Source organism: Bradyrhizobium dasycarpum (assembly GCF_042019905.1).
Classification (GTDB): domain Bacteria; phylum Pseudomonadota; class Alphaproteobacteria; order Rhizobiales; family Xanthobacteraceae; genus Bradyrhizobium; species Bradyrhizobium japonicum_B.
This window is the reverse complement of the sequence record NZ_CP169574.1, coordinates 6,048,261-6,067,556: the sequence shown is the minus strand read 5'-3', so window position 1 is coordinate 6,067,556 and position 19,296 is coordinate 6,048,261. Positions and strand designations below refer to the sequence as shown.

Here is a 19,296-nt window from a genome sequence, read left to right as displayed (position 1 = left end):
CCGACCTGCGATCCCGCCAGGCGATCAGGCCGTCTTCACGCCCGCGACGACGCCGGCGGGCTCCTCGCTGAGCCAGCGATAGACCACCCCGCCCAGCGCACCACCGATCAGCGGTGCAATCCAGAACAGCCAGAGCTGCGACAGAGCCCAGCCGCCGACGAACAGCGCCGGGCCCGTGCTGCGCGCCGGGTTCACCGACGTGTTGGTGACGGGAATGCTGACGAGATGGATCATCACCAGCGCGAGCCCGATCGCGAGCGGTGCGAAGCCTGCGGGCGCGCGGCCGTGGGTGGCGCCCATGATGATGAACAGGAACATCATGGTCATCACCACCTCGGTGAGGAAGCACACCATCATGCTGTATTGGCCGGGCGAATGCGCCTCATATCCGTTGGATGCGAAGCCCTTGCTGACGTCGAATCCGGGAGCCCCGCTCGCGATGACATAGAGAAGCCATGCAGCCACGATCGCTCCGGCCACCTGGGCGATCACATAGGGCAGGATCTGCCCGGCGGGAAAACGGCCCCCGGCAGCAAGACCGACGGTGACCGCCGGGTTGAGATGGCAACCCGAGATATGGCCGATCGCATAGGCCATGGTGACGACGCTGAGTCCGAACGCGAGGGAGACACCGACCAGGCCGATTCCCACCTGCGGAAAGCCGGCGGCGATCACCGCGCTCCCGCAGCCTGCGAATGTAAGCCAAAAGGTCCCGATGGCTTCTGCAGCGTATTTCTTGATATCCATGTGTAGTCCCCTGCTTTCAAGATTCCGGAACAAAGCTCCGGAAACGGCCCCACCATTGGCGTCAAATCTCCCAAATCAGGGCCGCACGGAGATATTTTGCCTCATTTAATGGCTGAACTTGGCCCGAATCCTCGGCCTGGCCGGTGGACATCTCAGGTTTTGTCTGATACATGGGCGCCCTCAAGGTTAAGGGCTTGCGCGTTTCGCCATCCCCTTCGTCTTATCAGAATTCAAATCCGATCCACTCAAGAGGATGCCGCGTGCAGGTTCTCGTTCGCGATAACAATGTCGATCAAGCCCTCAAGGCGCTGAAGAAGAAGATGCAGCGCGAGGGAATTTTCCGCGAGATGAAGCTCCGCGGTCACTACGAGAAGCCCTCAGAGAAGAAGGCCCGCGAGAAGGCCGAAGCCGTGCGCCGCGCGCGCAAGCTGGCCCGCAAGAAGCTGCAGCGCGAAGGCCTGCTGCCGATGAAGCCGAAGCCGGTGTTCGGCGCCGGTCCCGGCGGTGATCGCGGCGGCCGTGGAGGCCCGGGTGCAGGTCCGCGCGGACCGCGCTGATCTGCCGGATCTTGCAGGACTTCAGTTTCCCAAGACTTCAGTTTTCCAAGACTTCAGTTTCCGATGACGCGGGCCCCTGGCCCGCGTTATTGTTTGTGAGCGGTGCCTTTCTGGGACGGGGCACTACCAGTGCGGCACCAGCGCGAGCGAACCGTAGATGGCCTTCCCTTGCCTCGAGCGCGGCTTGACGCGGCGACGCCGGATTTGGCGGCAGCCGTTCGCGCTGGCTTTGATGGGGGTTACGCTGTGCGGCTGTTCCTTCGATCTGGGATCGTTGATGCCGGAGAAGGACAAGCCGCAGGAGGCGCCGAAGGCGGCCGCACCCGCTGAGAGCGCGGTGAGCCCCGGCAACGTCGCCGAAGCGCAGGCCCACACCGCAAAAGCCCAATCCCTGGCGAAGTCAGGCGAGACCGCAGCAGCGCTCGAGGAGTTCAATCGCGCGGTCGGTCTCGATCCCTACAACGCGCAGGCGCTTTATGGCCGTGCCCTGATCTACCAGGCCAATCATCAGCACGACTTCGCGATCGCCGATTTCAGCGCTGCGAGCGGGCTCAACCCCCAGAAGGCCGAGCCGCTGCTCGGCCGCGCCACCAGCTATCTCGCGCTCGGCAAGATCAAGGAGGCCGCAGCCGATCTTGATGAGGCCTCCGAGGCTGATCCGCACAACGCGCAGGTCTGGACCACGCGCGGACAGGCCTATGAACGGCTGGGCGACAAGGCCAAGGCGGCGGCCTCCTACACCAGGGCCGTCGCGCTTCGGCCACGCGACGACACCGCACGCAGCGGCCTTGCCCGCGTCGGCGGTTGACGGCTCGGGCGCAGCGCAGGCGCTGTCTCAGTCGGGGGTGGCGCTCTTCGGCAGAACGGAGTGGAACATCGACTTCATGCCCGACAGCATCTCGTCGGCCACATTCGTCTTCTTCGGCCGCGGCAGGGCGGCGCCGGCATCGGCGCGCAGATCGAGCGGCGGGGCGATCACCGGCACGGGAATGTCCGCCGGCGGCGTCATCCGATTCGGATCGTCATGGCCGACCGAGGCCGTGTAGGACGGCGAGGAACCGCCATTGCCATAGCTCTCGGGCGAGGGCGTCGACACCGTGATCGGCGGTGGCAGCGGCCTGACCGCCGACGGCTCCGTCGCGATGACGCGCGGGGCCTCGGGGACGCGGGTAGCTTCGCGCACCGCTGGCTCGGGAGTCCGCTCGACGGGCTTGGTCTCCGCAGACTTGATCTCGGCAGATTTGGCTTCGGCAGCTTTGCCCTCAGGCGACTTGCGAAGACGCTCGATGGCGGCGCGCGCCAGATCGTTGGCGTCGGGGGTCGCAGGCTGGGACGCTCCGGCCGGCGCGGCATTCGCCTCCGCGACCGGTGCAGCAGCTGGCGGGGTCGCCTTCGCGGCGGCGGCTTTCTCGCGCGCGGGGGGACGGCCGTGCGAGGGGGCGTCGGCAGGCGCGACGTCTGCAGCCTTGGTCTCATGCTTGTCGGCGGGCTTCTCGGCCGCAGCCTTGTCCGCCACCGCCTTGTCCGCCGCACCCTTGTCGGAAATGCTCTTCTCCGAGATGCCCCTGGCCTTGACGCCGGGCGCAGGAAGGTTGGCAGTGTCCGTCGGCTTGCCGTCGCTGCCGGCCTGGGAAGGGGCCACCACGGCCGCAGGGGCATCAGCCGCCGGCTTGGCGTTGATGTAGTGGTTAACGATGTACGCCCCGATGATCGTCGCGAGCACCGAGGGGAAAATATCCATCGAAATTTTAGCGAGGTATTTCAGCATTCCGGCCACTCCCCGCGCGATCTGATGCGGGAACTTTGGGGCATTGTAAGGGATCAACTGCGACGGATCGATGGCAAGTGTGAAGGCCGGACCTACGGCTTGAGCTCGATCTCAAGGAACACGATCTCAGTTGAGGTTTCGTTAAGTACGTCATGTTGGACGCCCGCCTTGCGGAAATAGGATTTTCCGGCCGCAAGCTGCGCCTTGGACCGCTCGCCGTTGGGCGCCACGATGGTCATTTCGCCGGCGACCACGGGAACAATCACGTAATCCATGCCGTGGGTGTGATGCCCGGTGGCGCTGCCGGGATCGAGCCGCCATTCGGTCACCCGGACCTGTTCGTTATCGACCTGAACCTCGGATCTGGCGGCAAGCATCGGAAATTCTCCTGGGACGCGATCCGGCCCGTGAGGGCGGCGACGCGCAAAATGGGTTCAGGGCACGAAAACCATGAAGACGTAGACGGCAAATACCACCATATGGACCAGTCCGAACAGGACGTTTGTTCTGCCCGTGCCGAAGGTCAGCATGCTCAGGAAGAAGGTCAGGAGCAAAAGCACGCTGCCCTGGGCGTTGAGACCGAGTTCGAGTTCCTTGTCGAGCGCGTAGGTGGCGACGCCGACGGCCGGGATGGTCAGTCCGATGGTCGCCAGCGATGAGCCCAGCGCGAGGTTGATGCTCTTCTGGAGGTCGTTCTTGCGGGCCGCGGAGACGGCCGCAAGACCTTCCGGCATCAAAATCAGCAGCGCGACCAGAAGTCCGGTGAAGGCCGGCGGCGCGCCGATCCTGGCCGCGACGGCGTCGACGACCAGCGAGAATTTCTTGGCGAGCAGCACGACCGCCAGCAGCGCGACCAGCAGCAGCACGACGCTGAGCGCCAGCATCCTGCCCGACAGACGCCCCTCGCCGCTGCCGCCGTCTCCCCGATCGTGCACGAAGTAGTCCTTGTGCAGCACCGTCTGGGTGTAGAGAAACACCCCGTACAGCGCGAGCGTGACCACGGCGACGAAGCCGAGCTGGACCGCCGAATAGACCGGCCCCGGTGCAGTGGTGGTATAGTTCGGCATGATCAGCGTGATCGTCGCCAGCGCGAACAGCACGCTCAGATAAACGTTGGCGCCGGAGAGCTGAAACCCCTGCTCGCGATAGCGCAGGCCGCCGATGAAGATGCAGAGCCCGACGAGGCCGTTGCAGACGATCATGACTACGGCGAACACGGTGTCGCGCGCCAGCGCCGGCGCGGGCTTGTCGCCGAGCATGATCGTGGTGATCAGGGCCACCTCGATGATGGTCACCGAGAGCGTCAGCACCAGCGTACCATAGGGCTCGCCGACCCGTTCGGCGATCACTTCGGCATGATGAACTGCGGCGAATACCGTACCGAACAGGATGACGAGCAGCACGGTCGCGAAGACGAGCCCGCCCAGCGACAGCGTGAACACGTAGTCCGTCGCGCTGACGGCTGCGAACAACAGCACGGCCAGCGCTGGAAAGATCCAGGCCGACCGGGGCATCGGGCTATGCGCGCTCATCCACCAATTCCATCTGCTCGGATGAGCAGTAGCAAATCAGGCACGAGATTCAATGCCAGTGCAGGATCGGCGAGACCGGCAGCAGCGTCAGCAGCACGAACAGCGGGATCAACACTGCGCCGGCGCGCAAGAAATAGCCGAAGAAGCTCGGCATCTTGATGCCGTTCTCGCTGGCGATGCTGCTCACCATGAAGTTCGGTGCATTGCCGATATAGGTGAGCGCACCCATGTAGACCGCGCCCATGGAGATCGAGGCGAGCGTGCCCGAGAGCTGATTCATCAGCACCTGCGGTTCGCCGCCGGCGAGCTCAAAGAACAACAGATAGGTCGGCGCATTGTCGAGGAATGCCGACATCAAGCCGGTGAACCAGAAATAGGCGACCTCGCGCGGCGCGCCGTCCGGTGCCGTCACGGCCGACAATAGCCACGCGAAGGTGCCATTGTGACCGGCATTGAGCATGGCAATGACCGGGATGATGGCGACGAAGATGCCAGCGAACAGCTTTGCGACCTCGCGGATCGGCTCCCAGGTGAAGCCGTTGGCCAGCCTGTGCTCGTCCGGCGTCAGCCACACCGACAGCGCGGCGATGGCCAGCAGCGCCAAATTGCGCGCCAGATCCTCCAGCTCGACCTTCGTTCCGAGAACGTCGAAGGCAATGCCGGGCTTCCACATCGCCGACATCAGCAGGCAGGCAACGATGGCAGCTATCAGGACGAGATTGACGAGGCCGCGGATGCGGACCGGCTCGGCGGAAACGGCCTCCTCGCGCAAAGGCTCGCTGCGGAACCACCAGACGTCGATGGCGACGAAAATCGCGAGCAGCAATCCGGCGACGAGCGCGGTCTGCAGCCAGATGGTCCGTGTGGTCCAGAAGAAGTCGACGCCATGCAGGAAACCGACGAACAGCGGCGGATCGCCGAGCGGGCTCAACGCGCCGCCGACATTGGCAACCAGGATGATGAAGAAGACGATGACGTGAGCGTTGTGTCGCCGCGGCCGGTTGGCTCGGATCAGCGGACGGATCAGGATCATCGCGGCACCCGTGGTGCCGACGATGCTCGCCCCGAGCGTGCCGAGCGCGAGGATGCCGGCATTCATCGCCGGCGTGGCCTTGATGTCGCCGGTGATGAGAATGCCGCCGGCCACGACATAGAGCGAGAACAGCAGCACGATGAAGCCGAGATATTCGGCGAGCATGGCATGCACGAGCGCCGCCAGCGTCGCCATGCTGCCGGCAAAGATCACGAGCGAGACCAGCGCCAGGAGCGACCAGGCGGCGGTGATCTTGCCGTAATGATGATGCCAGATCTTCGGATACAGCAGCGGTCCGAGCGCGATCGACAGCAACAGACCGGCAAAGGGCAGCGCATAGGGCCAGCGCATCGCCGCACCATCGAGCCCGGTTGCGGCCCAGGCCGGCTGCGGCAACAAGGTGAGGATGGCGAGCAGGAATGCGCCCCTGAGCCGCGTGACGGGTCGTTCAATATCCAATGAAGCGCCTTGCCGTTTCGACCGCACCGAAACTGTCGAGATTGTCATGTCCGCCGCCCGCAAAGCGCATGAACCGCTTCGGTTCATGCGCGAGCGCGAACAGACGCTCCCCGAACAGGATCGAAATGGCAAGGTCATTGGTGCCATGCATCACCAACAGCGGCACCGTGACGCGTGCGATCCGCTCGTCGGAGCGAAACTGGTCGCGCATGAGAAGGCGCACCGGCACGTACCGGAAGGCCAATGCTGCAACGTCGGCCGTCGAGGTATACGGCGCCTCCAGGATCAATTTGCCGATGGCGCGTTCGGAGGCGAGCGCGACCGCCACGCCCGTCCCGAGCGAAAAGCCCCAGGCGACGATTCGTTCCGCCCTATAACGCGCGCTGGTGAAAGTGTAGGCGGTGGCCGCGTCGCGCAGCAGGCCCGGCTCGCTCGGCGCGCCGCTCGAGCCGGCATAGCCGCGATAGGACAGCGCGACGAGACCGGTGCCGTCGGCAATCATCGCCTTGAAGCGATCGGTGCGGCCCGCGAGGAAATCGCCGTTGCCCGGGAAATACAGGATCACGGGCCGGCCCGGCCTCGCCGGCACGTGCCAGACGATGATCTTCTCGCCATCCGGAGTGGTCAGGACATGCTCTTCTGCCTCGGGCAGACCTGCGGCATCGGGTGCAGTGCGACCGACGGGCGGGATCGGAAACAGCATCTCGCGCTGCCGGACATACAGCACGACGAGCCCGGCGAGATAGACGGTCGCGAGCAGGATGACAGTCCACTTGGCGATGCTGATCATGGCGCGGCCGGCCCCGGTTGAACTCAGGGCTTGCGACCGCTCCGCAGCAATTTCATGACGTCGGGCCGAAGGCTTGCCGGTACGTCGCGACAGCCGCACGCCGCCTGGTGAGCGGCGTGCCATTTGACGCGCTGCTCGCGGGTGGCCTTGGGCAGCATGCGATGGGACCGGTGCCATTCCGTGTTGATGGCCACGGTCCGCTTCCTTCGCGCGCCTACATCGCCTTGACGATGTTCTCGGTGACCTTTTTGGCGTCGCCGAGCAGCATCATGGTGTTGTCGCGGTAGAACAGCGGATTGTCGATGCCGGCGTAGCCGGAGGCCAGCGAGCGCTTGATGAACATCACGGTGCCGGCCTTCCAGACCTGCAGCACCGGCATGCCGTAGATCGGCGAGGTCTTGTCCTCTTCGGCCGCCGGGTTGGTGACGTCGTTGGCGCCGATCACGAAGGCGATGTCGGCCTGCGCGAATTCGGAGTTGATGTCCTCGAGCTCGAACACCTCGTCATAGGGCACGTTGGCTTCGGCGAGCAGCACGTTCATGTGGCCGGGCATACGGCCTGCCACCGGGTGAATGGCGTATTTCACCTCGACGCCTTCCTTCTTCAGGATGTCGCCCATCTCGCGCAGCGCATGCTGGGCCTGCGCCACCGCCATGCCGTAGCCGGGCACGATGATGACCTTCTGCGCGTTCTTCATGATGAAGGCGGCATCGTCCGCCGAGCCGAGCTTGGCGGGCTTCTGCTCGCCCGTACCGCCACCGGCCGCGGCGGTCTCGCCGCCGAAGCCACCGAGGATGACCGAGATGAAGGACCGGTTCATCGCGTGGCACATGATGTAGGACAGGATCGCACCGGACGAGCCGACCAGCGCGCCGGTGATGATCAGGGCGGAATTGCCGAGCGTGAAGCCGATGCCGGCCGCAGCCCAGCCGGAGTAGGAGTTCAGCATCGAGATCACGACCGGCATGTCGGCGCCGCCGATCGGGATGATCATGAGCACGCCGAGCGCCAGCGCCAGGATCGTGATCATCCAGAAGTCGAACGCCCCGCCGGTGAGGACGAGACGGACGATGAAGAACACCAGCGCGACGGCGAGCGCGATGTTGATGATGTGGCGGGCGGGCAGGATGATCGGCGCACCGCTCATGCGCGCGGACAGCTTCAGGAACGCGATCACCGAGCCGGTGAAGGTCAGTGCGCCGATGGCGACGCCGAGCGACATCTCGACCAGGCTCGATGCATGAATGGCGCCGGGCTGGCCGATGTCGAACGCCTCGGGCGCATAGAACGCGCCGGCGGCAACCAGCACCGCGGCCATGCCGACCAGCGAGTGGAAGGCGGCAACCAGCTCCGGCATCGAGGTCATCGGCACGCGGCGGGCGATCACCGCACCGATGCCGCCACCGATGGCGATGCCGAGGATCACCAGGATCCAGGCCACGCCGTCCGCCGGCGGATGACTGGCGAGCGTGGTCGCGACCGCGATGCCCATGCCGATCATGCCGAACAGATTGCCCTGGCGCGACGTTGCCGGGCTCGACAGCCCGCGCAGCGACAGGATGAACAGCACCCCCGCCACGAGATACAAGAATGCAGAGAGATTGGCGCTCATCTCAGGTCCCCATTGATCCCTTCAGCCCGAGGTGGCCGCTTACTTGGCTTTCTTCTTGTACATCGCCAGCATGCGCTGGGTGACAAGGAAGCCGCCAAAGATGTTGACGCAGGCGAAGATGAGCGCGACGAAGCCGAAGCCGCGCGCCCAACCCGAACCGCTCGAAACCATGCCGACGCCGACCGCGAGCAGCGCGCCGACCACGATCACCGAGGAGATCGCGTTGGTCACGCTCATCAGCGGGGTGTGCAGCGCCGGGGTCACCGACCACACCACGAAATAACCGACGAAGACGGCGAGGACGAAGATCGACAGCCGGAAGACGAAGGGGTCGACGACCTGTGCGACATGCTCCATGGCGATCTCTCCTTATGCCTTCGGCTGGAAGTTCGGGTGGATGACGGCGCCGTCTTTCGTGAGCGCGGTCGCCTTGACCAGCTCGTCGTCCCAGTTGACGGCGAGCTTCTTCTCTTTCTTGTCGACCATGGTCTCGATGAAGGAGAACAAATTGCGCGCGTAGAGGCTGGAGGCCGAGGCCGCGACGCGGCCGGCGACATTGGTGTAGCCGACGATCTTGATGCCATCGAGGTCGACGACCTCGCCCGGCTTCGCACCCTCGACATTGCCGCCGCGCTCGACGGCGAGATCGACCAGCACCGAGCCGGGCTTCATCGACTTCACCATCTCGGCACTGACCAGCTTCGGCGCCGGCCGGCCCGGGATCAGCGCAGTGGTGATCACGATGTCCTGTTTCTTGATGTGCTCGGCGGTGAGCGCGGCCTGCTTGGCCTGATACTCCTTGGACATTTCCTTGGCGTAGCCGCCGGCGGTCTGCGCGTTCTTGAACTCCTCGTCCTCGACAGCGAGGAATTTTGCGCCGAGCGATTCGACCTGTTCCTTCGTGGCGGGACGCACGTCGGTCGCGGTCACGACCGCCCCCAAGCGGCGCGCGGTCGCGATGGCCTGGAGGCCGGCGACGCCGACACCCATCACGAACACCTTGGCCGCAGGCACGGTGCCGGCCGCCGTCATCATCATCGGGAAGGCGCGGCCGAAGGCCTCGGCGCCCTCGATCACGGCGCGATAACCGGCAAGATTCGCCTGCGAGGACAATACGTCCATTACCTGTGCGCGGGTGATGCGCGGCATCAGCTCCATTGCGAAGGCGGAGACGCCGGCATCGGCGATCGTCTTCAGCGCGGCCTCGTTGCCGTAGGGATCCATGATGGCGATGACGAGCGCACCGCGCTTGTACTGCGACAGCTCCGAGGCCTCGGGGCGCTTCACCTTGATGATGATGTCGGCATCTTTCAGCGCGTCGGCGCTGACAATGGCACCTGCGGCGGTGAATTCGGAATCCGGCAGGCCCGATTTGATACCGGCGCCCGGCTCGACGGCGATCTCTGCGCCTAACGCCTTGAACTTCTTCACCGTATCAGGCGAAGCGGCGACACGCGGCTCCGATGGATCGATTTCCTTGGCAACGGCGATCTTCATAGGTCCTCCGGCGGCGCGGGACAGCGCGCGCACAAACTTGAGCGTTACTCCCGCGGCGTTCGATACCGGTTTTGGTACCGGCTTGAATGCAAATATTCTGGGCAGCTGCTGCCGCTGGCGTGTGCAGCTGCCGATCGATCAGGTCAGGAAGATCGCCATCAGGATCACGATGAGCGCGACCGAGGCCGTGCCGTACTTCACCAGCTTGATGAAGCCCTCGTAGGTCTGCTCGTGAGCAACGTAGTCGTTGCCGTCGGCGGTGCTGTACGCCACTTCGCTATGGTCAGCCATGGAATGTCCCCAGTCGAAAGTTCAATTCGTGGGCTGGGATACCGCAAACTCTCGGGCAGGGCAACGGCAGGGGGGCGCGGTTTTCCCGCAAATCAGGTCATTTGGAATTCCAATTGCCGCGGATCCGGTATCAGCCGCCGCCCCGAGCACCAGTTAGGACGAAGCGATCGCCCGCTCAGCCCATCGCCTCCAGCTCGTCGATCATCCCGGCAATGACCGAGAGGCCGCCATCCCAGAACTTGGGATCCTTGGCATCGAGCCCGAACGGTCGCAGCAGCTCAGAATAATGCTTGGTGCCGCCGGCGGCGAGCATGTCGAGGTAGCGCTCGGCAAAGCCCTCGGCCGCGTTCTCGTAGACGGCATAGAGCGAGTTCACGAGGCAATCGCCGAAGGCATAGGCGTAGACGTAGAACGGCGAGTGGATGAAGTGCGGGATGTACATCCAGTAGTTCTCGTAGCCCGCCTTGATCTCGATCGCCGGCCCGAGGCTCTCGCCCTGCACCGACAGCCAGATTTCGCCGAGCCGCGTCGCCGTGAGCTCGCCGTTCTTGCGCTCGGTGTGGACCGCGCGCTCGAAGGAATAGAACGCGATCTGCCGCACCACGGTGTTGATCATGTCCTCGACCTTGCCGGCCAGCAGCGCCTGGCGCTGCCTGGCGCTCTTGGTCTGCGCCAGCAGCCGCCGGAAGGTCAGCATCTCGCCGAACACGCTTGCGGTCTCCGCCAGCGTCAGCGGCGTCGGCGCCATCAGCGCGCCGTTCTTCGCGGCGAGCACCTGGTGCACCCCATGGCCGAGCTCGTGAGCCAGGGTCATCACGTCGCGCGGCTTGCCCTGGTAGTTCATGAGCACGTAGGGGTGCGCGGACGGCGTGGTCGGATGCGAGAACGCACCCGGCGCCTTGCCCGGCCGCACCGGCGCGTCGATCCAGCGATCGGTGAAGAAGCGCTCGGCGATGTCTGCCATCTTGGGCGAGAAGCCGCGATAGGCCGTCAGCACCATGCTTCGCGCCTCCGGCCAGGCGATGACGTCGGTCGCGGCAAACGGCAGCGGCGCGTTGCGGTCCCAATAGGCCAGCCGCTTCTTGCCGAACCATTTCGCCTTCAGCGCATAATAGCGATGCGACAGCTTCGGATAGGCCGCGCGCACCGAGGCGACCAGCGCGTCCACCACTTCGCGCTCGACCCGGTTGTTGAGATGCCGGGAATCCGCGACGTCCTGAAAACCGCGCCAGCGGTCGGAGATATCCTTGTCCTTGGCGAGCGTGTTGGTGATCAGCGCAAAGGTGCGCTCATTGGCCTTGAACGTCTTCGCCAGCGCTTCCGCCGCGCTCTTGCGCTTCGAGCCATCGCGGTCCTGCAGCAGGTTCAGCGTCGGCTCGATCGCGAGCTCCTTGGACCCGACCTTGAAACGCAGGCCGGAGATGGTCTGGTCGAACAACCGGTTGAACGCGGAATAGCCGGTCTGGGCTTTCTCCAGGAAAAGCTGCTCCAGCTTGTCGTCGAGCTGATACGGCTTCTCCTTGCGCAGATCCTCGATCCACGGACGGTAGTAAGCGAGCTCGGGAGCCTGCATGGCGCGGTTCAAAATATCGTCATCGACGCGATTGAGCTCGAGCGCGAAGAACAGAAGATGCGTCGATGCCGCCGTCAGCCGCTCGGAGACATCGCCATAAAACTTTGAAATCTCGGGATCCATGCTGTCGCCGGCATGGACGAGCCCGGCATAGGAGCCGAGGCGGCCGGCGAGATCATCGATCGCCTCATAGCGACGCACGGCCTCTGCGAGCCATTTTCCGCCATCTTCGTTTGCTGTCCCTGTCGCCAGCTTGCCCTTGTAGTCGGTCTCGAACGCGATGCAGTCGGCAGCCATCTTTTCGAGATCGCGCGTCATTTCCGGCGCATCGATCCCGGAATAGAGATCGGCCAGGTTCCACTCCGGAAGCTTGCCGGTCTTGCTCGCGGGCTTTGCGAGTGTCTTGGAGGGCTTTGCCTTGGCGACGGATTTCTTGGCGGATTTCTTGACGGCAGATGTCTTGGCGGCAGGCTTGCGGAGAGCAGACTTCTTGAGAGCAGAGTTGGAGCGCGAATTCATTGTGTGGGAAACCTGTGTTCAACAATCGCGGCGGCAGGCGTGGGCATCAAGGTTTAAGAGTGCGTTAATCGGCTTCGGCCAGAGTGCCCCGATTCGAGACAGATAGTAGTAGCGTGCGGGGAACACCATGGCTGCCAGTATTTTGATCGCCGACGACGACGCCGTAGCCCGCCGGCTGGTCGAGAACATGGTGCAGAAATGCGGCTATGAGACGGTCGTCGTGGATTCCGGCGATGCCGCGATCGCCGCCCTCACCGCTCCCGATGCTCCGGCCATCGACGGCGTCATCCTCGATCTCGTGATGCCCGGCCTCGACGGCATGGGCGTGCTGGCCAAGATGCGTGAAGCGGGCCTCAGCGTCCCCGTCATCGTGCAGACCGCGCATGGCGGCATCGACAACGTGATCTCGGCGATGCGCGCAGGTGCGGCCGATTTCGTGGTCAAGCCGGTCGGTCTGGAGCGACTTCAGGTTTCGCTGCGCAACGCTCTCAACGTCTCCGCGCTCAAGGGTGAATTGCAGCGCATCCGGCACAGCCGCGAGGGCCGGCTGACCTTCTCCGACATCATCACCCGCGCCGAGGCGATGGCGCCGGTCATGCGCGCCGCGCGGAAGGCGGCGAACTCCTCGATCCCCGTTCTGATCGAAGGCGAGTCCGGCGTCGGCAAGGAGATGTTTGCACGCGCCATCCATGGCAGCGGCGAGCGCAAGGCAAAGCCGTTCGTCGCCGTCAATTGCGGCGCCATTCCCGACAACCTCGTCGAATCCATCCTGTTCGGCCATGAGAAGGGTGCCTTCACCGGCGCCACCGAGCGGCACATGGGCAAGTTCGTCGAGGCCCATGGCGGTACGCTGTTTCTGGACGAGGTCAGCGAGCTGCCGCTGACCGCTCAGGTCAAGCTCTTGCGCGCGCTTCAGGAGGGTGCGGTCGAGGCGGTCGGCGGCCGCAAGCCGGTCAAGGTCGACGTCCGCATCATCTCGGCAACCAATCGCAAGCTGCTGGAGCGGGTGAAGCAGGGTCACTTCCGGGAAGACCTGTTCTATCGTCTGCACGTGCTGCCGCTGACGATCCCCTCGCTCCGGGCCCGGCGCGAGGACATCCCGCATCTGCTCCGGCATTTCCTGGCGCGCTTTGCCGCCGAGGAGAATCGCCAGATCGCCGGCATCAGCGGCGAGGCGATGGCGCATCTCGCTCAGCTCGACTGGCCCGGCAACATCCGCCAGCTCGAGAACGCGGTCTACCGTGCCGTGGTAATGAGCGACGGCGACCAGCTCGGCCTCAGCGATTTCCCCCTGCTCGCTTCGCAGCCGCAGCCCATCGCGGAGATTCCGACCGCCCCGCTGATGCTCGAACCGGCGGCCAGTCCTTCTGTGGTGTCGGGTCATGAAATCCCCATTGCGCCGCTTCCGGCCGCCGGAACTCTCGCCATGCTGACCCCGACCGGCGAGGTCCGCCCGCTCGAGGACATGGAGAACGAGATCATCCGCTTCGCGATCTCGCATTATCGCGGCCAGATGTCCGAGGTGGCCCGCCGCCTCAAAATCGGCCGGTCCACCCTCTACCGCAAGCTCGACGAAGCCGGGGTTCCCGGCCATGGCGGGAAAAGCGGCGAGGAGACGCACTGAGCCTCGCTGGGCAATGCGAGGGGCGGCTGTAAGCCGTTCCCACGACGACAGAATTCGACTGCTTGTTGAACCGTGACTTGGAAGTGACAGACACAGGGAAAAGCGCGTGGGGCAAGCGCACAATCCGTTGCCAAGAGGCTGCCTTGAAGTCAGTTTGGCGTGAACTGTCCCGGGTAGCGCTGGCTGCAAAACCGGGGCCTGTATATCGTCTGCGTGGGAATCGTTGCGTGCAGGCGTGCAACTTTCGAGAGGCCGGCGCGATTTAGCCGAAGCTCATTAGGCGATAACGAAGCTGTTCCATGAGGGACAGTTCACCCGAGGGGTGCGACACAATGCGTGACTGTTTGAACCACCGTGCGGGCTTTGACCGCGTCTTGATGACGGTCGCGGCCACCTTCCTCACGGTGTCGGCCAGCTCGGCCTTGGCGCAGGACCAGGCACGCAGCAGCGCGGCCGAGCTCGCGATCGAAGCCGCGATCCCGCGTCCCGAGCCGGCCAACGTCCCGCCCCCGACCGCGGCTGACATCAAGCTCGACACCACCGCCACCGTTCAGGATCCCGCCAAGGAGCCGAAGGAGCCGGTGAAGGCTGACGTCGCCCCCGCGCCTGACAAGGTCGAGACCAAGCCTTCCGAGCTCGCCAACTCGCCCGCCACCGCAACGCCGGCTGCCCCTGCGGCACCCGCTGCGGCTCCGGCCGCCGAACCGGTCAAGGCCGCGAGCAACGTTCCCGCCGCCGACCAGCCGGTCGCCGACAGGCTCAGGGATATCATCGGCGCTAAGACCTCGCGGCACTTTGACCGCAAGAACGAGCGCGCCGCGGTCGAAAAGTTCTACAGCGCACGCGATTTCGCGCCGGTCTGGACTCAAGGCGGCACTCTCACCGCTGCGGCCAAGGGCGTGGTTGCACGGCTCAAAGACGCGGCCTCCGATGGCCTCAATCCCGCCGATTATCCGGTGCCGGATTTCGCCAACGCCACCACGCCCGACGCGCTGGCCGATGCCGAGCTCAAGCTCACCGCCAGCATGTTCGATTATGCGCGCCATGCCCAGAGCGGCCGCATGCACTGGTCGCAGGCGAGCGGCGACATTCTCTATCCCGAGCATCCGGTCGATCCGAACGAGGTGCTCGCCAAGGTCACGACCGCGGCCGACGCTTCCGCAGCGCTGGACAGCTACAACCCGCCGCACAAGCTCTACAAGGAGCTGAAGGCCAAGCTCGCGGAGCTTCGCGGTCAGGGCAACGGCCCGGTGATCGAGATCGCCGACGGTCCGGCGCTGAAGTACACGGCGGCCACGAAGAAGCAGGCCGAGATCGTCGTGGAAGATCCGCGCGTGCCGCAGCTGCGCGCCAAGCTGGGCCTCGCCGAGCACCCCGGCGACACCCGCTATGACGCCGCCGTCGCCGACGCGGTGCGCAAATTCCAGAGCAGCGCCGAGTTGAAGCCGACCGGCATTCTCGACGACAAGACGGTCAAGGCGCTCAATACGCCCAAGCGCGACAAGCAGATCGACGTCGTGCTGGTCAACATGGAGCGCTGGCGCTGGCTGCCGCGCGACCTCGGCGCGCCCTCGCTGGGCGATGCCTATGTCATCCTCAACATTCCCGATTTCACGCTGAAGGTGATGCAGCGCGGCCAGCAGGTCTGGACCACGCGCGTCGTCACCGGCAAGCCGGGCAAGCATGCCACCCCGCTGCTGACCGAGACGATGAAGTACATCACGGTCAATCCGACCTGGAACGTGCCTCCGTCGATCGTCTACAACGAATACCTGCCGGCCTTGCAGCAGGACCCGACCGTGCTTCAGCGCATGGGCCTCAGGCTCGAGCAGAACCGCGACGGCTCGGTGCACATCTCGCAGCCGCCCGGTGAAGCCAATGCGCTCGGCCGTGTCCGCTTCAACTTCCCGAACAAGTTCCTGGTCTATCAGCACGACACGCCGGACAAGCATTTGTTCGCCAAGGAAGAGCGCGCCTTCAGCCATGGCTGCATGCGGGTGCAGAATCCGGATCAGTACGCCTCCGTGCTGCTCAACATCGTCATGCCGAACGAGAAGTACACGCCCGAGCGCATCCGCAGCATGTACGGCAAGAGCGAGATCGACCTGAAATTCCCGACCCCGATCCCGGTCAACATCACCTATCAGACCGCATTCGTCGATGACGCCGGCAAGCTGCAATTCCGCAAGGACGTCTATGGCCGCGACGCCGTCATGATCAACATCCTGAAGAACAGCCGCGGCAAGGATCCTCGAGAACGTGGTCGCGCACTCGCAGCCGAGCTATTCGCGCCCGGCGACGACCCTGCCCTCGGGCGTGGCGGTGGCCAACAATGGCGGCGGCTTCGGCTCCGGGCCGAACTTCTTCGAGCGCCTGTTCGGGGCGCCGACCCCGGCGGCACCGCCGGCGCCGGTCGGCAGGCGGCCGCAGCAGCAGCGGGTGTTCACCCGCTGAGCCCATTTCGGCGGGTATTTTTCGAATTCCGCAACGGTATCAACGGCTCCGTCCCAGGGACGGGGCCGTTTAACGTTAACCATTCTCCACCCGAGTCCGGGCAGCGGGCGTTTTTTTGCCACAGTCAACCGGTTAGGATCGTATTCTGACTTGGTTTGGGGGCGGGAAGGTCAACCTCGAATTAACCTTCTCGCTTTAAGAAAGCGTTCATCCTCTTTCGCACTGCTAACGGGGTTGGCGGGAGAGTCCATTGAACGCTTGTCGACTGGGTGGGCTCATACGTGCTGACTGGTCTCGCACGCCAATTCGCTGTGCTGTCGTTGTCCCATGCGGGCGTGAAGGCCGGTTCGCGGATCGGCCTCACTGCCGCATTGCTGCTTGCGGGCGCAGGCTCGGTTCATGACGCCGCTGCGCTGAACGAGACCAAGACGCTCTCCTTCCATCACACCCATTCCGGCGAAGACCTCACCGTCACCTTCAAGCGTGACGGGCGCTACGACGAAGCAGCGCTGAAGCAGCTCAACCACTTCCTGCGCGACTGGCGCACCCAGGAGCAGACGGTCATGGACCGCCGCCTGTTCGACATCCTCTGGGAAGTCTATCGCGACGTCGACGGCAAGCAGCCGATCCAGATCATCTCCTCCTATCGCTCGCCCGCCACCAACGCCATGCTCCGCCGCCGCTCCTCCGGCGTGGCGCGCTCCAGCCAGCATATGCTGGGACATGCGATGGACTTCTACATCCCAGGCGTGCCGCTGGAGCAGATTCTGCTTTGCCGGCCTGCGCCTGCAGCGCGGCGGCGTCGGCTTCTATCCGACGTCCGGCTCGCCCTTCGTGCATCTGGACACCGGCAGCGTCCGGCACTGGCCGCGCATGACGCATGACCAGCTCGCCCGCGTCTTCCCGGACGGCAAGACCGTGCATCTGCCGACCGACGGCGTGCCCCTGAAGGGTTATGAGGTCGCCAAGGCGGAGATCGAGCGCCGCGGCAGCGGCGACGATTCCGGCAGCAAGCCGAGCTTCTTTGCCGCGCTGTTCAAGGGCAAGTCGGCAGCTCCGGCCGCCAGCAGCGACGAGGATGACGAGGGCGCCCCCACCCCGGCAGCGAAACCCGCGGTCCCGACCGTCGTCGCAGCGGCAGCAAAGCCCGCCGAGCCGGTGCCGACGCCGCGCGCGAAGCCGCAAATGGCCATGATCCAGCTCGCCTCGGCCGATGCGCAGCTCGTTGCGCCCCCAAGCCGAAGCCCGCGCCGGTGGCTGACAAGCCCGCTGCCGCCAAATCCGTCGACGGCAAGCCGGAGACCCCGGCCGACATCATCAATGCCCGCGGCTTCTGGGATGATATCCCGGCCACGCCGCAGCAGGCGACGCCGGCCCAGGTCGCCGCACTGAAGGCCCGCCAGGCTCTTGCCGCCGCGACCGATCCGCAAGCAACCGCGAGCCTGCCCAACGCAGCTCTTCAGGCGCTGGCTTACGCGCCGGCCGCCTCCCCGGTCGACCGCGCCAATGTCGTCGCCGCCTCCGCGCCGATTCCGCGTTCGGCCCGCCCCGCATCGCGCAGCCTTGCTCAGGCGACGGAAATCAACACGGTGGTCGGCAAGAGCATCGACGGCATGGTCGCGACCGCGACGCGCCTCTCCGCCGCCAAGGGCGAGAGCGTCTGGCTCAAGGTCGTGATGCTGTCGCCGAGCGCCAGCCATGCGATGTCGGTGACGCTGATGGGCGAGCTCGATACGGCGGCGCTGCGCGCCTATTTCGTCAAGCCGCGCACCGTGATCGCGATGGGTTTTGCCGAGGATCCGATGCAGGGCCTGTCCTGCGAGACGTTCTCCGGCAGCGCCACCGCGAAGCTCCAGACGACGTCATTCGTCGTGCGCACCGCCGCGCTACGCTGATAGAAGCACTTTCCAGGAGCTCAGTTTCGTCGCCCGGATGAGCGAAGCGACATCCGGGCTACGGCAGCAGGGCTTGAGGCGACACGCCTCAGATCATGCCGAGAGCCTGCATGTAGGTCTCGAGGATCGTCTCGGCCTCGGCGCGCTCGTTGGGGTCCTGCTTGCGCAGGCGCACGATGGTGCGCAGCGCCTTGACGTCGTAGCCGTTGCCCTTGCTCTCGGCATAGACGTCACGGATGTCGTCGGAGATCGCCTTCTTCTTCTTCCTCCAGCCGCTCGATGCGCTCGATGATGGACTTGAGCTGGTCCTTGGCAAATTTCGTCGCGGGCTCGTCGTCGCGGACGGCGGCGGAGGTGGCCATCTAGGTACTCCCAATGGAACTGGCAAAACGAGGTGACGCCGGCATCCTCACCGCGCGTGCTGGCTAGAACCCTTAGGGTCGGTGCCGACCGCGTTCAAGGCAGCATCGCGCTCGTCCACAGCGCGCCCACAGGAGATGATGTCGTCATTCCGGGGCGATGCAAAGCATCGAACCCGAAAGCTCGAGATTCCGGGTTCGGTCCTGCGGACCGCCCCGGAATGACGGAAAAAACCCGCTCAGTGCCCGTGGCCGTGCGGATGGACCTTCTTCATCGTCTCGAGGCTGCTCCGGCGTCGCCGTGCCCTGGTATTTCGCTTTCCAGGTCTCGTAGGGCATGCCGTAGACCGCCTCCCGGCTCTCGTCCTTGCTCAAGGCGACGCCCTGGGTGTCGGCGGCTTCCTTGAGCCAGTTGGACAGGCAGTTGCGGCAGAAGCCCGCCAGATTCATCAGGTCGATGTTCTGAACATCCGTCCGCGTCTTCAGGTGATCGACCAGGCGCCGGAAAGCGGCCGCCTCGAGCTCGGTCCTGGTTTTGTCGTCGATTGCCATGGCTGTATCCCTTGGGCCTGCCCCGATGGAGGTC

14 protein-coding genes and 4 pseudogenes are annotated in these 19,296 nt (G+C 64.9%); 5 read left to right on the top strand and 13 right to left on the bottom strand.

Annotated elements, in window-relative coordinates:
- Positions 1-24: 24 nt before the first annotated feature.
- On the bottom strand, positions 25-747 hold the full coding sequence (aqpZ, locus tag ACETMP_RS28925) for an aquaporin Z (RefSeq protein WP_375158793.1): 723 nt from the start codon (positions 745-747) through the stop codon (positions 25-27).
- A gap of 260 nt (positions 748-1,007) precedes the next feature.
- Between aqpZ and rpsU the strand changes: the two genes are divergently transcribed.
- Together rpsU and ACETMP_RS28915 are read left to right on the top strand one after the other, a co-directional pair.
- Complete coding sequence (gene rpsU / locus ACETMP_RS28920) at positions 1,008-1,304, top strand: 30S ribosomal protein S21 (RefSeq protein WP_008546194.1); 297 nt, start codon at positions 1,008-1,010, stop codon at positions 1,302-1,304.
- Between the two features lie 157 nt (positions 1,305-1,461).
- On the top strand, positions 1,462-2,112 hold the full coding sequence (locus ACETMP_RS28915) for a tetratricopeptide repeat protein (protein WP_375158792.1): 651 nt from the start codon (positions 1,462-1,464) through the stop codon (positions 2,110-2,112).
- A 27-nt stretch (positions 2,113-2,139) separates the two neighbouring features.
- Here the strand turns inward: ACETMP_RS28915 and ACETMP_RS28910 are convergent, their stop codons facing one another.
- From ACETMP_RS28910 to ACETMP_RS28865, 10 genes are all read right to left on the bottom strand, one after another.
- Positions 2,140-3,072: a hypothetical protein gene (locus ACETMP_RS28910; protein WP_375158791.1), complete on the bottom strand. Its 933-nt coding sequence runs from the start codon at positions 3,070-3,072 to the stop codon at positions 2,140-2,142.
- 92 nt (positions 3,073-3,164) lie between these two features.
- Positions 3,165-3,449, bottom strand: a complete 285-nt coding sequence (locus ACETMP_RS28905; protein WP_028138369.1) for a cupin domain-containing protein — start codon at positions 3,447-3,449, stop codon at positions 3,165-3,167.
- Between the two features lie 57 nt (positions 3,450-3,506).
- Complete coding sequence (locus ACETMP_RS28900) at positions 3,507-4,604, bottom strand: calcium:proton antiporter (RefSeq protein WP_375158790.1); 1,098 nt, start codon at positions 4,602-4,604, stop codon at positions 3,507-3,509.
- A 49-nt stretch (positions 4,605-4,653) separates the two neighbouring features.
- Positions 4,654-5,988, bottom strand: a complete 1,335-nt coding sequence (locus ACETMP_RS28895) for a sodium:proton antiporter (protein WP_375162017.1) — start codon at positions 5,986-5,988, stop codon at positions 4,654-4,656.
- A gap of 97 nt (positions 5,989-6,085) precedes the next feature.
- A complete protein-coding gene (locus ACETMP_RS28890; protein WP_375158789.1) occupies positions 6,086-6,886 on the bottom strand; it encodes an alpha/beta hydrolase in 801 nt (266 codons plus the stop codon).
- Between the two features lie 214 nt (positions 6,887-7,100).
- On the bottom strand, positions 7,101-8,498 hold the full coding sequence (locus tag ACETMP_RS28885; protein ID WP_375158788.1) for an NAD(P)(+) transhydrogenase (Re/Si-specific) subunit beta: 1,398 nt from the start codon (positions 8,496-8,498) through the stop codon (positions 7,101-7,103).
- 39 nt (positions 8,499-8,537) lie between these two features.
- Positions 8,538-8,855, bottom strand: a complete 318-nt coding sequence (locus tag ACETMP_RS28880; RefSeq protein WP_028138374.1) for a proton-translocating transhydrogenase family protein — start codon at positions 8,853-8,855, stop codon at positions 8,538-8,540.
- 12 nt (positions 8,856-8,867) lie between these two features.
- Positions 8,868-9,995, bottom strand: a complete 1,128-nt coding sequence (locus ACETMP_RS28875; protein ID WP_375158787.1) for a Re/Si-specific NAD(P)(+) transhydrogenase subunit alpha — start codon at positions 9,993-9,995, stop codon at positions 8,868-8,870.
- 138 nt (positions 9,996-10,133) lie between these two features.
- Positions 10,134-10,286, bottom strand: a complete 153-nt coding sequence (locus tag ACETMP_RS28870; protein WP_018317799.1) for an aa3-type cytochrome c oxidase subunit IV — start codon at positions 10,284-10,286, stop codon at positions 10,134-10,136.
- A gap of 175 nt (positions 10,287-10,461) precedes the next feature.
- On the bottom strand, positions 10,462-12,378 hold the full coding sequence (locus ACETMP_RS28865) for a M3 family oligoendopeptidase (protein ID WP_375158786.1): 1,917 nt from the start codon (positions 12,376-12,378) through the stop codon (positions 10,462-10,464).
- Between the two features lie 127 nt (positions 12,379-12,505).
- On the opposite strand from ACETMP_RS28865, the gene ACETMP_RS28860 reads away from it, so the two are divergent.
- The 3 genes and pseudogenes from ACETMP_RS28860 (at position 12,506) to ACETMP_RS28850 (ending at position 18,351) form a co-directional block, all read left to right on the top strand.
- Complete coding sequence (locus ACETMP_RS28860) at positions 12,506-14,002, top strand: sigma-54-dependent transcriptional regulator (protein WP_375158785.1); 1,497 nt, start codon at positions 12,506-12,508, stop codon at positions 14,000-14,002.
- Positions 14,003-14,334: 332 nt separating this feature from the next.
- Positions 14,335-16,456: pseudogene (locus tag ACETMP_RS28855) on the top strand (murein L,D-transpeptidase).
- A 269-nt stretch (positions 16,457-16,725) separates the two neighbouring features.
- Positions 16,726-18,351: pseudogene (locus ACETMP_RS28850) on the top strand (DUF882 domain-containing protein).
- An 88-nt stretch (positions 18,352-18,439) separates the two neighbouring features.
- Here the strand turns inward: ACETMP_RS28850 and ACETMP_RS28845 are convergent.
- Together ACETMP_RS28845 and ACETMP_RS28840 are read right to left on the bottom strand one after the other, a co-directional pair.
- A pseudogene (locus ACETMP_RS28845) lies at positions 18,440-18,713 on the bottom strand (DUF2312 domain-containing protein).
- A 236-nt stretch (positions 18,714-18,949) separates the two neighbouring features.
- Positions 18,950-19,262, bottom strand: a pseudogene (locus ACETMP_RS28840) (DUF1244 domain-containing protein).
- Positions 19,263-19,296 lie beyond the last annotated feature (34 nt).

What these genes read in the sequence shown, in the direction of transcription:
- aqpZ (WP_375158793.1), bottom strand. Translation starts at nt 747, where the DNA reads ATGGATATCAAGAAATACGCTGCAGAAGCCATCGGGACCTTTTGGCTT.
- ACETMP_RS28915 (WP_375158792.1), top strand. Translation starts at nt 1,462, where the DNA reads ATGGCCTTCCCTTGCCTCGAGCGCGGCTTGACGCGGCGACGCCGGATT.
- ACETMP_RS28910 (WP_375158791.1), bottom strand. Translation starts at nt 3,072, where the DNA reads ATGCTGAAATACCTCGCTAAAATTTCGATGGATATTTTCCCCTCGGTG.
- ACETMP_RS28905 (WP_028138369.1), bottom strand. Translation starts at nt 3,449, where the DNA reads ATGCTTGCCGCCAGATCCGAGGTTCAGGTCGATAACGAACAGGTCCGG.
- ACETMP_RS28900 (WP_375158790.1), bottom strand. Translation starts at nt 4,604, where the DNA reads ATGAGCGCGCATAGCCCGATGCCCCGGTCGGCCTGGATCTTTCCAGCG.
- ACETMP_RS28895 (WP_375162017.1), bottom strand. Translation starts at nt 5,988, where the DNA reads ATGCGCTGGCCCTATGCGCTGCCCTTTGCCGGTCTGTTGCTGTCGATC.
- ACETMP_RS28890 (WP_375158789.1), bottom strand. Translation starts at nt 6,886, where the DNA reads ATGATCAGCATCGCCAAGTGGACTGTCATCCTGCTCGCGACCGTCTAT.
- ACETMP_RS28885 (WP_375158788.1), bottom strand. Translation starts at nt 8,498, where the DNA reads ATGAGCGCCAATCTCTCTGCATTCTTGTATCTCGTGGCGGGGGTGCTG.
- ACETMP_RS28880 (WP_028138374.1), bottom strand. Translation starts at nt 8,855, where the DNA reads ATGGAGCATGTCGCACAGGTCGTCGACCCCTTCGTCTTCCGGCTGTCG.
- ACETMP_RS28875 (WP_375158787.1), bottom strand. Translation starts at nt 9,995, where the DNA reads ATGAAGATCGCCGTTGCCAAGGAAATCGATCCATCGGAGCCGCGTGTC.
- ACETMP_RS28870 (WP_018317799.1), bottom strand. Translation starts at nt 10,286, where the DNA reads ATGGCTGACCATAGCGAAGTGGCGTACAGCACCGCCGACGGCAACGAC.
- ACETMP_RS28865 (WP_375158786.1), bottom strand. Translation starts at nt 12,378, where the DNA reads ATGAATTCGCGCTCCAACTCTGCTCTCAAGAAGTCTGCTCTCCGCAAG.
- ACETMP_RS28860 (WP_375158785.1), top strand. Translation starts at nt 12,506, where the DNA reads ATGGCTGCCAGTATTTTGATCGCCGACGACGACGCCGTAGCCCGCCGG.